We start from the raw sequence: 13,815 nt of genomic DNA on the forward strand, positions 1-13,815 counted from the left end.
CCGATATGACCGACGACGATCGTGTGCTCTTCGAGGTTGACCGCGACCAGCGGATCGCCACGATCACCCTCAACAACCCCGCTCAGCGCAACTCCTACGACGCGGTCATGCGCGAGACCGTCGCACGGTACCTGGATGTCGTGGCTGAGGACGACGACATCACCGTCGTGCTGTTGCGTGGCGCCGAAGGGGTGTTCTCCACTGGGGCGAACATGAACAATGCCTACGCCTGGTATGGCGGAAAAACCGAGGAACAGGCCAAGCGCCGACCCAGCCAACGACGCCGGCTCACGGTGGACCGCAAGTCATTCGGCTTCTACCACAACCTGATGGGCTTCCCGAAGGTCACGATCGGCGAGATCAACGGGTACGCGCTCGGCGGTGGATTTGAGATGGCGTTGATGACCGACATCTCAGTTATCGCCCGCGACACCAAGATCGGCATGCCGGCCACCCGGTTCCTCGGCCCGGCGCTGGGCAGCCTGCACATGTTCTTCCACCGGCTCGGGCCGGTACTGGCCCGGCGGCTGCTGCTGACCGGCGACATCATCACCGCCGGCGATGTCGAGCACCTGGGCGTCTTCACCGACACTTGCGACGCCGACAAGGTGACGGCACGAGCGCAGTACTGGGCGGAGAAGACGGCCAAGATGCCGGCCGACGGCGTCGTCATCGCCAAAGAGGCGTTCCGGCTGGTCGAACAGAGCCAGGCCTACCAGGGTGAAGAGGTCGCCAGCTACATCTTCCACGCCTACGGCACCAACCTGCAGTTCGCGCCGGGAGAGTTCAATTTCGTCAAGACCAGGGCGCAGGTCGGGACCAAGGAGGCGTTCCGCCTGCGTGACGAGCATTTCCACGTGCCGGAGCCTTGAGTGACATGGACCACTTACCGTCGGCAATACAGTTTCTGCTACTTTTGTAACGTCTGCAGAGTCGAAGCGAGGTCGTCATGCCCGAACCAGTCATCGTCGGTGCCGTCCGGACCGCGATCGGTCGTTCCTTCAAGGGGACGCTGGTCAACACGCCGCCCGAAACACTCATCACTGCGGTGCTGCCTGAGGTCATTCGCCGCTCCGGTGTGGACCCGGAGGTGATCGATGACATTATCTTCGCCGAATCCCATTACGGCGGTGGCGATCTCGCACGCTACGCGGCCGATGCGACTGGTCTGAAGAACATCCCGGGCCAGTCGGTCAACCGGCACTGTGCGGGCAGCCTGACCGCGATCGGCAACGCCTCGGCCCAGATCGGCTCCGGTATGGAGCGCGTGCTCATCGCCGGCGGTGTGCAGTCGCTGTCGATGACGCCGCTGACCAACTGGCGCATCCCCGGACCTGAACTGAAGTTCGAGGAGCGGTGGATGCCGCCGACTCACGTCGAGACTCCCGACGCACCCGCCAAGGACATGTCCATCACGGTCGGGTGGAACACGGCACAGTCCTACGGCCTCACGCGCGAGGATATGGATGCCTGGGCGGCGCGCTCGCACCAGCGCGCCATCGCCGCGATGGACGCCGGCAAGTTCCTCGACGAGATCCTGCCGCTGAAGATCCAGCAGTTCGACGGCTCGGTGGTCGACTTCAGCGTCGACGAGCACCCCCGCCGCGACACCACCGTTGAGAAGCTGGCCGGCCTGAAGGTGCTGCACCCGGAGATCGAGGGCTTCTCGATCACGGCCGGCAACGCCAGCGGCACCAACGATGCGTGCGCGGCCGTCGCGCTGGTCGATCGGTCCTACGCCGACGCTGAGAAGCTGGACGTCATGGCCACGGTCAAGGCCTGGGGTGCGGTGGGCGTCCCCCCGTGCGACACCGGTCTGGGCGGGGTCAAGGTGATCGGCAAGGTGCTCGACCGGGCCGGCCTCAAGCCGTCCGACGTGGCGCTGTGGGAGATCAACGAGGCTTTCGCCTCAGTGCCGATTGCCGCCTGCAAGGAGTACGGCCTCGACGAGGAACTGGTGAACTTCTCCGGCAGCGGCTGCAGCCTGGGACACCCGATCGCGGCGTCCGGTGCCCGGATGGTCACCACCCTGGTGTACGAACTGCGCCGTCGCGGCGGCGGCATCGGTGTCGCGGCGATGTGCGCCGGCGGCGGTCAGGGTGGCGCGGTCGTCATCGAGGTCTAGTACCTGCTGCGAGCAGACACAAACGACTCCGACACGCCGGGAGTTCAGGACCGTTTGCGACTGCTCGCTGAAGAACTCTTGCCGTCCTCGATCAGCTGGCTGGCATGGTCGAGGATGCACCGCAGGCCGAACTCGAAATTGCGCTCATCGGCGGCGCCGATCCGGTGACCCTCGGCGCTCACCTGGGCCAGTAGCGGCGTGCTCTCCGCATTGCCGATGATGGCGTCCTCGAGTGGGTGCGCGTCCTCGTTGGCGGCGACGTTCTTCTCGTAAAGCCGGTGCAGCACAACCGAACCCCGCACATGCACCGAGACCGCGGAGTAGGTATCGAACGCGTCCTCGGCAGACAGGCCCGCCTCGACCAGGCTGGCGATCGCCTTCTCCACCTCCTGCTCGCCCGCGCGCACGGCCCGCGGGCTGAGCGCGGAGCGGATCAGGATCAGATCGCACAGGATCGGACTGCCCATGAAGGTCTTTCGCATAGCTCGGGCGTGATTGGCCAGAGTCTCTCGCCAGTCGGCGGCTTCGACGTAGGGGGTGGCGAAGACATACTCGCGAAGCGCCCGATCGGTCATCGCGTTGAGCAGGTCGTCCTTCTTGCGGAAATACCAGTAGATGCTGGTGACGCCGACGCCGAGGTGCTTGCCGAGCAGCGGCATGCTCAGGTTGTCGATCGACACCTGCTCGGCGAGTTCGAAAGCGCCCGCGATGATGTCGTCGGGGTTGATCGACCCACGCTCGCGCCGTGGGCGCTTGGTGGCGGTCGCTGGCTTGGCCACTGCAGGTCCACCTTCCGTTTGGCAATCGGCGGCTAGCAATCTACCGGTCGTTGCGGTGTGAACTGCGTCTCCGCTCCAGATCGTTCGGTCTCTACCCGTTACTGTAAAGCCTATAGTAGGTTTTACCGATACCGTCGGAACAAACACGGAGGAGCACCGGGTGTCGGACGCAGTGCTGCGTGAGCGCCAAGGCCGGATACTGATCATCACGATCAATCGCCCTGAGGCCCGCAATGCGGTGAATCTTGCTGTGAGCCAAGGACTTGCCGACGCGGTCGATGAGCTCGACAACGACCCGGACCTGACCGTCGGCGTGGTCACCGGCGCAGGCGGGAATTTCTGTTCCGGGATGGACCTCAAGGCGTTCGCGGCCGGTGAAGTGGTGGCCATCCCCGGGCGCGGTATCGGCTTCACCGAACGCCCGCCGCGCAAGCCGCTGATCGCCGCCGTCGAGGGCTACGCCGTTGCCGGCGGCACCGAGGTGGTGCTGGGCACCGATCTGGTGGTCGCCTCCAAGACCGCGAAGTTCGGCATCCCCGAGGTCAAGCGTGGTCTGATCGCGGCAGGTGGTGGGCTACTGCGGCTGCCGCAGCGTATTCCGTATCAGAAGGCGTTCGAGCTCGCGTTGACCGGTGAGACGTTCACCGCCGAGCAGGGCGAGGCATGGGGGTTCGTCAACGTCCTCACCGAGCCGGGTGAGGCGCTGGCCGGGGCGATCGGGCTGGCCGAGAAGATCAGTGCCAACGGCCCGCTGGCCATCGCCGCGACCAAGGATGTGCTGATCCAGTCCGCGGACTGGAGCCAGGCCGAGATGTGGAAGAAGCAGATGGAACTCATCATCCCGGTCTTCTCCTCCAACGATGCCCGTGAAGGCGCCGTCGCGTTCGCCGAGAAGCGTGCGCCGAACTGGACCGGGACCTGAGTTCGGCCGACGGTGGATCTCGGACTCGGTGATGCCACCGCCGTCGTTGTCGGAGGTGGTCGCGGAATGGGGCTGGCCGCCGCGCGCTGCCTCGCCGACGACGGCGCCCGGATCGGGCTCGTGGGCCGCACGGCGGCGGTGCTCGAGGCCGCGGCCGAGGAGTTGACCGGGCGGGGTAGCCCGGATGCGCTCGGTGTGGTGGCCGACACCGGCGACGATGCCCAGGTGCAACGGGCGTTCGATCAGATCGGCGACCGGTGGGGTGGTGAGCTCAACATCCTCGTCAATGCCGTCGGGCCAAGTGTGCAAGGGACTTTCGACGACCTGACCGACGATCAATGGCGCGCGGCCATCGATGAGGGTGCGATGGGCATGGTGCGGTGCGTGCGTGCGGCACTGCCGTTGCTGCGGCGTGCCGAATGGGCGCGCATCGTCAACTTCTCGGCCCAGTCGACACAACGACAGAGTGCACGGTTGTCGGCGTACACGGCGGCCAAGGCGATGGTCACCAGCGTCTCGAAGAACCTGTCGCTATTCCTGGCGCCCGACGAAATCCTGGTCAATGTCGTGTCGCCGGGCAGCATCGCCTCCGAAGCCCTGACCGGCTGGGCTGAGTCCGTCGGCGTCGACGGATCTGACCCCTACGCGTTGATGTCCGCGATCGATGAGCATTTCGGCCACCCCGCTCATCTGCCGCGGGCCGGACTGCCCGAGGAGATCGGCCCGGTCGTCGCCTTCCTCGCGTCGAAGCGCAACTCGTACATGACCGGAGCCAATATCAATGTCGACGGCGGTTCAGATTTCACCTGAATCTGAAACCCAACCAAGGAGTAGCGATGGCCACAGCGCGCGACGCCCGGGAATGGGCCCGCACGACCCTGCGTGGAATCGGCAACAGCCTCTACACACCGTTCTGCGGCATCGACGGCGACGATATCGACTGGGATGCCTACCGTACCCTGGTGCGGTACTGCGTCGGTGAACTCAGGCACCCGATGCTGTGGTGTACCAGCGGCATCGCCGAATTCTGGTCATTGACTCTTCCCGAGCGAAAGCGGTTGCTGGAGATCGCAATCGAGGAGGGCCGGCGGATCAACCCCGACCTGGTCATCCAGGCCTGTACCGCGGCGACGGCTGCCAAGGACTGTCTCGAGCTCACTGCGCACGCACAGCAGGCAGGCGCCGACATCGCCTATATCCAGACGCCGATGATGGAGACCCATGGCGGGGAAGGGGTGCTGCGCTTCTTTCGCTACATCGCCGACCGGACCGATATCGCGCTCGGCATGTTCAACTCGCCGTCGTCCGGCTACGTGCTGACACCAGCGGAGGGGGCCCGGATCTACGCCGAAATCCCCGCGGTGTGCGCGACGAAGGAGGGCGCGTTCCGCCCCGGGAACAGCCGAATGCTGCACGAGCTGGCGCCGGGGTTGGTGATTTGGGAGTGCGATCTCACGGTTTACCGCGCGGGGTGGTTGCGCGCGGGGATCGTCGGCCCCGCGCAGCTGGGCACCGCGGCCTATCTGAACGAGACACCGCAACGGCCGATCATCTCCGAATACTGGGAGCTGGTCTGGGCCGACAAACTCATCGAAGCCATGGACTACGCGGAGAAGTCCGGACTGGACCAGTGGGGCATCGACATGGGCTCGTGGTTCACCTGCTATCCGGGCCGCCCCGACTACTTCACCCACTGGGGTGGCGCCTTCAAATACGCCGCCTCGCTGCTCGGATTGCCGATCGGCGACTATCCGCATTCGCGCCCGCCGCAGACCGAATTGCCCGAGGCTGGAAAGGCCCAGATACAGCAGGCCTACCAGCGCCTCGGCCTCATCGCGGGCTGATTGCGGAAGGGGATACCGAGAGGTGTACAGTATGGACCTATACACAGGCCGGCGCGCCATTCCTGGAGGTAGCGTAGGTGACCGACACCCAAGCTGATGTCCCCGCGAATTCCGCTGCGGCCCAGCCCGTTCTCTACGAGGTCCTCGATAGCGGCGTCGCGGTCGTGACATTCAACCGGCCCGAGCGGATGAACGGCTGGGGCGGCGGGCTGGCCGCCGGGTTCTATGCCGGCATGGACGCCGCCGAAGCCGACCCCGATGTCCGCGCGATCGTAGTGACCGGATCGGGGCGCGCCTTCTGCGCCGGCGCCGACATGGGCGACCTCTCGTCGATCAGCTCGGCCAGCGTCGACAGTGCGGGCGAGGCCGACCTGACCAAGATGGTGGGGGAGCGGCATCCGCTGTTCGTCACGACCGTCAACAAGCCCGTCATCGCCGCGATCAACGGAGCGTGCGCCGGCATCGGGCTGACGCAGGCATTGATGTGCGACATCCGCTTCGCCGCGGCCGGCGCCAAGTTCACCACATCGTTCGTCCGCCGCGGGCTGATCGCTGAGTACGGCATCTCGTGGATCCTGCCGAAGGTCATCGGCTGGGGAGCGGCACTGGATCTGCTGATGAGCGGACGGGTGTTCTACGCCGAGGAAGCATTCGCACTCGGCATGGTCAAAGAAGTCGTCGCCCCCGAGGAGCTGCTGGGTCGAACGGTGGAATACGCCGCGGACATCGCCGCCAATTGCGCACCCAGCTCACTGGCCGTCATCAAACGGCAGGTCTACGGCGACGCGCTGCGCGAAGCCGCCGACGCCAGCCAGCGGGCCGAGACGCTCATGCACGAATCCATGCAACGCCCCGACTTCATCGAGGGCATCACCGCGTTCTTCGAGAAGCGGCCACCGAACTTCCCTCCCCGGACATGAGCTGAGAGGACGACACTGATGACTCTGGACTACAAGGCAATTGACGTCGACAACCACTACTACGAGCCGCTCGACTCGTTTACCCGGCATCTGCCCAAGGAGTTCAAACGCCGTGGCGTGCAGATGCTCACCGAGGGCAAGCGCACCTTCGCCGTCATGGGTGGTGTCATCAACCAGTTCATCCCCAACCCGACCTTCGACCCGATCATCGAGCCGGGCTGCCTGGACCTGTTGTTCCGGGGTGAGATCCCCGAGGGCGTCGACCCGGCATCGCTGATGAAGGTCGACCGGTTGGCCGATCACCCGGAGTATCAGAACCGCGACGCCCGGGTGAAGATCCTCGACAAGCAGAACCTCGAAAGCGTATTCATGCTGCCGACTTTCGCGTGCGGTGTCGAAGAGGCTCTCAAACACGACATCGAAGCGACCACCGCCTCGGTGCACGCCTTCAACCTCTGGCTCGACGAGGACTGGGGGTTCGATCGGCCCGACCATAGGTTCCTCTCGGCGCCGATCATTTCGCTGGCCGACCCCGACGCAGCGGTGGCCGAAGTCGAGTTCGTGCTGAGCCGGGGTGCCAAGATCGTCTGTGTGCGGCCGGCGCCGGTGCCGGGGCGGGTCAAGCCGCGTTCACTGGGCGACCCGGTGCACGACCCGGTGTGGGCCCGCCTGGCCGAGGCCGGCGTGCCGGTGGTCTTCCATCTCTCCGACAGTGGCTATCTGGCGATCTCGGCGCTGTGGGGCGGCACCGGGACCTTTGAGGGCTTCGGGAAACGGGATCCGCTTGACAGCGTGCTGATGGACGATCGTGCCATCCACGACTCGATGGCATCGATGATCGTGCACCAGGTCTTCACCCGGCACCCGAAACTGAAGGTCGCCAGCATCGAGAACGGCTCGTACTTCGTCTATCGCTTGATCAAGCGGCTGAAGAAATCGGCCAACAACGCGCCCTACCACTACAAGGAAGACCCGGTCGAGCAGCTGAAGAACAATGTCTGGATCGCCCCGTACTACGAGGACGATGTGAAGTTGCTGGCCGACACGATCGGTGTGGACAAGATCCTGTTCGGCTCTGACTGGCCGCACGGCGAGGGTCTGGCAGACCCGATGTCGTTCACCGCCGATATTCCCCAGTTCCCGGAGTTCAGTGTCACCGACACCCGAAAGGTCATGCGGGACAACGCGTTGGATCTCCTGGGCGTCTCGGTCGCATCGGCGGCCTGAGTATGCCCGAATGGACGATCGGTGCAGTGCTCGACGCCATCGCCGAGGTGATCCCCGATCGGCCGATGACGATCTGCGGGGACCGCGTCAGCACCTACGCCGATTCGGCGGACCGCACCCGTCGGCTGGCGAATTTCCTGGCGGGCAGGGGTTTCGGTGCCCACCGCGAGCGCCACGAGCTGCGGAACTGGGAGTGCGGTCAGGATCGGATCGCACTCATCATGCACAACGACCTGTACCCGGACATGGTCATCGGGTGTCTCAAAGCCCGGGCTGTGCCGGTCAACGTCAACCATCACTACACACCGCGTGAAGTCGCCGAGCTGCTCGACTACGTCAAGCCCCGCGGGGTCATCTACCACCGGTCGCTCGGCGCGAAATTCGCCGACGTGCTGCCGCCCCGCAGCGCCGAGCTGCTGCTGTCGATCGACGACGGCAGCGACGCACCCGATCTGCCCGGCGCGATCGATCTGGAAGACGCTCTGGCACAAGGTGATCAGGACCAGGGAATCACCCCGTCGCCGGACGACGTGATGATGATCTGCACCGGGGGGACGACGGGACGCCCCAAGGGGGTGATGTGGCGGCAAGCCGACACCTACGCCATCTCCATGAACGGTGCCGACCACGAGTCGGTGTCCGAGATCCACGACAAGTTGGGTACGCCGGGGGCACCGTGGTTCGCGGTGTCGCCGCTGATGCACGCGGCCGGGATGTGGACGGCGTTCGCGGCGGTGCTCAACGGGCAGACAGTCGTGCTCTACGACTCGCCGAAGTTCGACGCGCAACGGGTGCTGTCCACCGCGCAGCGCGAGAAGGTCGGCATGATGACGATGGTCGGCGACGCCTATGCGGCGCCGCTCGTCGAGGAGTTGCAGCGCGGTGACTACGACCTGTCCTCGTTGTTCGCGTTGGCGACCGGTGGGGCGGCGACCAACCCCAAGCATCAGCACGCACTACTGGAACTACTGCCCAACATCATCCTGATCAACGGTTACGGGTCGTCGGAGACCGGCAACGTCGGGTTCGGCCGCAGTATGCGCGGTGAACACAAGGACACCTTCGAATTACGTGAGGGTGCCATGGTTCTCGCCGAAGACTACAGCCGCTTCCTGGACGCCGGTGAGGACCAGGTCGGCTGGGTGGCGCGCGCCGGGCGGATCCCGCTGGGCTATTTCGACGACGCGGCCGCGACGCAGAAGACGTTCCCCGAGGTCGACGGTGCGCGGGTGGTGATCTCCGGCGATCGTGGTTCGCTGGCCCCGGACGGAACGCTGCGCCTGTTCGGCCGGGATTCCCTGGTGGTCAACACCGGCGGGGAGAAGGTCTTTGTCGAAGAGGTCGAAGAGGTGGTGCGGATCTATCCCGGCGTCGCCGACGCTCTGGTGGTGGGCCGGCCCAGCGAGAGGTGGGGGCAAGAGATCGTGGCGCTCGTCGCGCTGCAGGACGAGGTTTCGCACGACGCGTTGCGCGAGCACTGCACCGCACAGCTGGCCCGCTACAAGGCACCGAAGGAGTTCATCGTCGTCGAACAGATCAAGCGCCTCGGTAACGGCAAGGCCGACTACCGCTGGGCGAAGGAAACTGCCAGTAGCAAGGTTTCGCTGTCGTGACACGCAACGTGATTGACGGTCTGGTCAACGTCCACTTCGGTGAGGCCGAGCAGCAGCCGACGTGGATGCTCAAGGTTCGCGATGACTACTTCAAGGGGCCGGCGTCGATGTTCGCCCCGGTGGACATGGCCGAGCTGCTCGAAGAGATGGACGCCCAGGGTGTGCGCAAGGCCGTCCTGATGGACAACATCGTCAAGCCGCACGTCACGGCGCGCAAGTTCGCGCAGGCCCGCCCGGACCGGTTTGCATTGGCGATGGGTGGGCTCAATCTGCTCAAGCCGATGCCCACCCTCCGGGAGCTGACCGCGATCGCCACCGACCTACCGGTGGTGTATGCCGCTGTGGGGCCGAGCTTCTGGGGCGATGGCATGTACCCGCCCAGCGACGCGGTCTACTACCCGCTCTACGCCAAATGCGCCGAGCTCGACCTGCCGCTGTGCCTCAACACTGGACTCCCCGGCCCACCGATCCCCGGTGAGGCGCAGAATCCGATCCACCTGGACCGGGTGTGTGTGCGCTTCCCCGAGCTGCGGTTGTGCATGATCCACGGCGCCGATCCGTGGTGGGATGTCGCGATCCGATTGATGATCAAGTACCAGAACCTGCATCTGATGACCTCGGCCTGGTCACCGAAGAGGCTGCCGGACAGCCTGCTTCACTACATGCGCACCCGCGGACCCAACAAGGTGATGTTCGGGTCGGACTGGCCGGTGCTGAAAATGCACCGCGTCGTGCCGGAGGCCGAGGCGCTGGATCTGCCGCCCGAGGTCCTGGACAACTACCTCTACAACAACGCCGACGAATTCTTCTTCAGGGAGCGCTGAATGGACCGTTACGAACTGCGCAGGCTCGACTACAGCCTCACCGAGGACCACAAGGATCTGCAGACCGCCTACCGGCAGTTCTTCAAGACCCACAGCCCCATCGACACCGTGCGGGCCGCCGAGGCCACTGGTTTCGACAAGAGCCTGTGGGAACGCCTGTGCGCCATGGGCGCGACCACCATGGCGGTGCCTGAGGCGGCCGGCGGTGACGGCGCCACCCTGGTGGATCTCACCCTGGTGGCCGAGGAACTCGGGCGCTGCGTCGCGCCGGTGCCGTGGATCGACCATGTCTGCGCCGCGCGTCTGCTGGCGTCCCTGGGAGCGCTCACCAACGAGGTCATGAGCGGAAACCAGATCGCCGCCCTGGACACGGCCCTGGACAGCTCGCCCGGAGTACGGCTGATTGCGGCCGGTTCCATCGCCGATCAGATCATCGCCCGCGACGGCGATGAGGTCGTTGCACTGACCTTCGGAACCCGCCCGGCGAGGGTCGACAATATCGGCAAACTCCCGATGGCCTGGGTTGATCCCGCTGCCGCAGACGGCCGAACGGTCCTGGCCAGCGGCGAAGAGGCGCTCGCCAGATATGCCCGGGCGCTGGACGAGTGGCGGCTTCTGACCGCGGCCGCGCTGGTCGGTCTGGTCGAGGAGACGATGACCATCGCCGCCGAATTCGCCAAGTCGCGCTACACCCTGGGCGTACCCATCTCCACGCTGCAGGCGATCTCGCACCCGTTGGCCAACATGGTGATCACCGTCGAAGGTGGACGCAACCTGGCCCGGCGGGCGGCCTGGTTCCTGGACAACGAGCCCGACGCGCGCCCCGAACTGGCCCCGTCCGCGTTCGTCTTCATGGCCGAGGAAGCCGCCAAGGCGGCCACGATGGCCGTGCACATCCAGGGTGGTCTCGGGGTGTCGTCGGAAGCCGCCGCCACCGCCTACCTGGTGCGTGCCAGGGGCTGGCCGCTGGCCGGCGGCGATCCCGGTGCCAGCGCCAAGCAGATCGCCCACATCCTGGCCGACCGCGAAAGCGCCTAGGAGGAAACCAGAATGGATTTCACACGCGTCGAACTCGACGCCGAGGATCAGGGCTTCCTCGACGAGGTCCGCGGCTTCCTGACGACTCACATCACCGACGAGGTGATCCGGCAGGACCGGGAGACGGGTGACAACTTCCATGAGGGCGTGCACCTGGCACTGGGTGCGGCCGGATACCTCGAGGCCGAGTGGAAGCCGGAATCCGCGGGCGGATTCACCAGGGTGCGCCGGCGCATCTGGGAGCTCGAGAAGCGGCGCTTCCACGTTCCGTGGGTCACCTGGGGCACCACCGCGATGGTGGCGCGCTCGGTAGACACCTTCGGGTCCCAAGAGCTCAAAGATGAAGTGCTGCCGGGGGTGTTCAGCGGGCACGTACGGCTGTGCCTGGGCTACACCGAACCCGAGGGCGGCTCGGATGTGGCAACCTGCAAGACCCGCGCGGTGCGGGAAGCGGATGGTTCAACTTGGATTATCAATGGGTCCAAGATGTTCACCACCGGCGCCCACAACTGCCAGTACGTCTTCCTGATCACCAATACCAACTCGGAGGCACGTAAGCACCAGAGCCTGACCATGTTTCTCGTCCCGCTGGACACTCCGGGCATCGAGATCCAGGGCATCCGGACGGTGGACGGCGACCGGACGAACATCGTCTACTACAGCGATGTCCGGGTGGACGACAAGTACCGGCTCGGCGAGGTCAACGACGGCTGGACGGTGCTGCGTGAACCGCTCAACGTCGAGCACGGCGCGGTGGCTGCCGCCGACGACGGGTTGGCCGACGTGTCGATCATGATGCACCAGGCCAATTTCATGGCCACCGCGGTCGACAAGGTGGCTGCGCGTGCCAGCCGAACGGCTCCGGACGGAAGGCGCCCGGTCGACGACGGTGCGGTGGCGTATCGTCTCGGGCGGAGCGCAGCACGGCTGGAGGTTGCGCTGAGCTCGTCGAGCTTGTACGGCCGGGTGGCGATCGCACAGACCATGCGCGATATCGCCCCGGACCTGATGGATGTCATGGGTGCCGCCGCGGCGCTTCCGGTGGAGACCGAGGGCGCGGCCGATGACGGGGCCTCGGAGTACGTGTACCGCTTCGCGCCGCTGTCGGGCATCTACGGCGGAACGCTGGAGGTGTTCCGCAACATGATCGGTCAACACGTTCTCGGGCTGGGCAAGCCGGCCTACGCACCCCAGGCGAAGAAGGCGTCATGACCGCAACGCAACTCACCGATGTGCCGATCTTCGATGCCGATCAGCACATGTACGAGACTCCCGATGCGCTGACCCGCTACCTGCCCGAACGTTATCGCTATGCGGTGCAGTACGCGCAGATCGGCCGGCAGACCCGGATCGTGATCAACAACCGGGTCAGTGACTTCATCCCGAACCCGACGTTCGAGCGGGTCGCCGCGCCGGGTGCGCACGAGAAGTTCTTCGCGGGGGAGAACACCGAAGGCCTGACCCTGCGCGAAATGCAGGGCGCGGCAATCGAAGCGCCGAAGGCGACCAAGGACCCGGCGGATCGGATCGCCGAGCTCGAACGTCAAGGTGTCCTCGAGGCGCTGAACTACCCGACGCTGGCCAGTCTCGTCGAGCATTCCTCTGCCGACGACCCGGAGTTGACACTGGCCATCATCCACGCGCTGAACCAGTGGATGGCCGAGCACTGGTCCTTCGTCTACGATAACCGGTTGTTCTCCACGCCGATCATCAACCTTTCCGAAGTCGACGGTGCGCAAGCCGAACTCGAATACATCCTGTCCGCGGGAGCGAAGGTCGCGTTGATCAAGCCCAGCCCGGTCCGCGGGGTGCACGGGTGGCGATCGCCTGCGCTGCCGGAGTTCGATCCCTTCTGGCGCGATGTCGAGGCCGCCGGCCTGCCGATCGTCCTGCACGCCAGTTACCCGCCGCTGGACGAATACGTCGGCAGGTGGGAGCCGCCACACACGCAGAACTTCATGGCGATGAGCGCATTTCGGTGGATGGTGTTGGGTCACCGCGAGATCGCCGACATGATCACCAGCCTCATCTGCCATGGGACGCTGACCCGGTTCCCACGGTTGCGCATCGCCAGCGTGGAGAACGGCAGCTCGTGGATATTCCCGCTGTTCAACGACTTCGAGGATCTGTACAAGAAGATGCCGCAGAATTTCCCGGAGCACCCCCATGACGTGTTCCGGCGCAATATCTGGGTCAGCCCGTTCTGGGAGGGCAGTGTGTCGGATGTGGTGAACACCGTCGGCTGGGACCGGGTGCTGTTCGGATCTGACTATCCGCATCCGGAAGGGCTCGCCGAGCCGCGTGGTTTCTGGAAATACGCCGAAGGCATGGACGAGCGGAGAACCTACGACTTCATGGGCGACAATGCCCGCCGCTTCATGGGTCTGCCGCTGGCCAACCCGGACCCCGCAGCGGTCAACCCACCGGAGCTGGTGGTCCCGTCCTAGCGGGGGACCCCCTGCCGCCGAGACTGTAGTTACAGCCTCGGCGAAACCCCTCACCGAGCCCTGTGACAAGAGGAGC

13 protein-coding genes are annotated in these 13,815 nt (G+C 65.4%); 12 read left to right on the forward strand and 1 reads right to left on the reverse strand.

Going from position 1 to position 13,815, the window contains the following annotated elements:
• The first annotated feature begins 5 nt into the window (after positions 1-5).
• Both ORI27_RS01535 and ORI27_RS01540 read left to right on the forward strand, forming a co-directional pair.
• Positions 6-872, forward strand: a complete 867-nt coding sequence (locus ORI27_RS01535) for an enoyl-CoA hydratase/isomerase family protein (protein WP_265994554.1) — start codon at positions 6-8, stop codon at positions 870-872.
• Positions 873-949: 77 nt separating this feature from the next.
• Complete coding sequence (locus ORI27_RS01540) at positions 950-2,125, forward strand: thiolase family protein (protein WP_265994553.1); 1,176 nt, start codon at positions 950-952, stop codon at positions 2,123-2,125.
• 44 nt (positions 2,126-2,169) lie between these two features.
• On the opposite strand, the gene ORI27_RS01545 is transcribed toward ORI27_RS01540, so the two are convergent.
• A complete protein-coding gene (locus ORI27_RS01545; protein WP_265994551.1) occupies positions 2,170-2,904 on the reverse strand; it encodes a TetR/AcrR family transcriptional regulator in 735 nt (244 codons plus the stop codon).
• A 160-nt stretch (positions 2,905-3,064) separates the two neighbouring features.
• Between ORI27_RS01545 and ORI27_RS01550 the strand changes: the two genes are divergently transcribed.
• The 10 genes from ORI27_RS01550 to ORI27_RS01595 all read left to right on the forward strand — a co-directional run bounded on the left by ORI27_RS01550 (position 3,065) and on the right by ORI27_RS01595 (position 13,739).
• Complete coding sequence (locus ORI27_RS01550; RefSeq protein ID WP_265994550.1) at positions 3,065-3,826, forward strand: crotonase/enoyl-CoA hydratase family protein; 762 nt, start codon at positions 3,065-3,067, stop codon at positions 3,824-3,826.
• 12 nt (positions 3,827-3,838) lie between these two features.
• On the forward strand, positions 3,839-4,636 hold the full coding sequence (locus ORI27_RS01555) for an SDR family NAD(P)-dependent oxidoreductase (protein ID WP_265994549.1): 798 nt from the start codon (positions 3,839-3,841) through the stop codon (positions 4,634-4,636).
• Positions 4,637-4,662: 26 nt separating this feature from the next.
• Positions 4,663-5,670, forward strand: coding sequence for a dihydrodipicolinate synthase family protein (locus ORI27_RS01560; protein WP_265994547.1), 1,008 nt, complete (start codon positions 4,663-4,665; stop codon positions 5,668-5,670).
• 77 nt (positions 5,671-5,747) lie between these two features.
• Positions 5,748-6,590: an enoyl-CoA hydratase gene (locus ORI27_RS01565; protein WP_265994546.1), complete on the forward strand. Its 843-nt coding sequence runs from the start codon at positions 5,748-5,750 to the stop codon at positions 6,588-6,590.
• A gap of 18 nt (positions 6,591-6,608) precedes the next feature.
• Complete coding sequence (locus ORI27_RS01570) at positions 6,609-7,817, forward strand: amidohydrolase family protein (protein ID WP_265994545.1); 1,209 nt, start codon at positions 6,609-6,611, stop codon at positions 7,815-7,817.
• A gap of 2 nt (positions 7,818-7,819) precedes the next feature.
• Complete coding sequence (locus tag ORI27_RS01575; protein WP_265994544.1) at positions 7,820-9,430, forward strand: acyl-CoA synthetase; 1,611 nt, start codon at positions 7,820-7,822, stop codon at positions 9,428-9,430.
• Entirely contained in the window at positions 9,427-10,254 is an 828-nt protein-coding gene (locus ORI27_RS01580; protein WP_265994543.1) for an amidohydrolase family protein, read from the forward strand. Before ORI27_RS01575 ends, ORI27_RS01580 begins: the two co-directional genes overlap by 4 nt.
• The gene (locus ORI27_RS01585; RefSeq protein ID WP_265994542.1) at positions 10,255-11,292 is read left to right on the forward strand and encodes an acyl-CoA dehydrogenase family protein; all 1,038 of its coding nucleotides are present in this window, start codon (positions 10,255-10,257) and stop codon (positions 11,290-11,292) included.
• A gap of 12 nt (positions 11,293-11,304) precedes the next feature.
• On the forward strand, positions 11,305-12,504 hold the full coding sequence (locus tag ORI27_RS01590) for an acyl-CoA dehydrogenase family protein (protein ID WP_265994541.1): 1,200 nt from the start codon (positions 11,305-11,307) through the stop codon (positions 12,502-12,504).
• Positions 12,501-13,739 (forward strand): amidohydrolase family protein, encoded by a 1,239-nt coding sequence (locus ORI27_RS01595; RefSeq protein ID WP_265994540.1) that lies wholly within the window; start codon positions 12,501-12,503, stop codon positions 13,737-13,739. The genes ORI27_RS01590 and ORI27_RS01595 overlap by 4 nt, the downstream gene beginning before the upstream one ends.
• The last annotated feature ends 76 nt before the right edge of the window (positions 13,740-13,815 follow it).

It is taken from the genome of Mycobacterium pinniadriaticum, assembly GCF_026242045.1.
Taxonomy (GTDB): Bacteria; Actinomycetota; Actinomycetes; order Mycobacteriales; family Mycobacteriaceae; genus Mycobacterium; species Mycobacterium pinniadriaticum.

Excerpts from the sequence above, each read along its gene's own strand:
- ORI27_RS01585 (WP_265994542.1), top strand. The coding sequence starts at position 10,255 with ATGGACCGTTACGAACTGCGCAGGCTCGACTACAGCCTCACCGAGGAC.
- ORI27_RS01570 (WP_265994545.1), top strand. The coding sequence starts at position 6,609 with ATGACTCTGGACTACAAGGCAATTGACGTCGACAACCACTACTACGAG.
- ORI27_RS01540 (WP_265994553.1), top strand. The coding sequence starts at position 950 with ATGCCCGAACCAGTCATCGTCGGTGCCGTCCGGACCGCGATCGGTCGT.
- ORI27_RS01590 (WP_265994541.1), top strand. The coding sequence starts at position 11,305 with ATGGATTTCACACGCGTCGAACTCGACGCCGAGGATCAGGGCTTCCTC.
- ORI27_RS01595 (WP_265994540.1), top strand. The coding sequence starts at position 12,501 with ATGACCGCAACGCAACTCACCGATGTGCCGATCTTCGATGCCGATCAG.
- ORI27_RS01560 (WP_265994547.1), top strand. The coding sequence starts at position 4,663 with ATGGCCACAGCGCGCGACGCCCGGGAATGGGCCCGCACGACCCTGCGT.
- ORI27_RS01535 (WP_265994554.1), top strand. The coding sequence starts at position 6 with ATGACCGACGACGATCGTGTGCTCTTCGAGGTTGACCGCGACCAGCGG.
- ORI27_RS01575 (WP_265994544.1), top strand. The coding sequence starts at position 7,820 with ATGCCCGAATGGACGATCGGTGCAGTGCTCGACGCCATCGCCGAGGTG.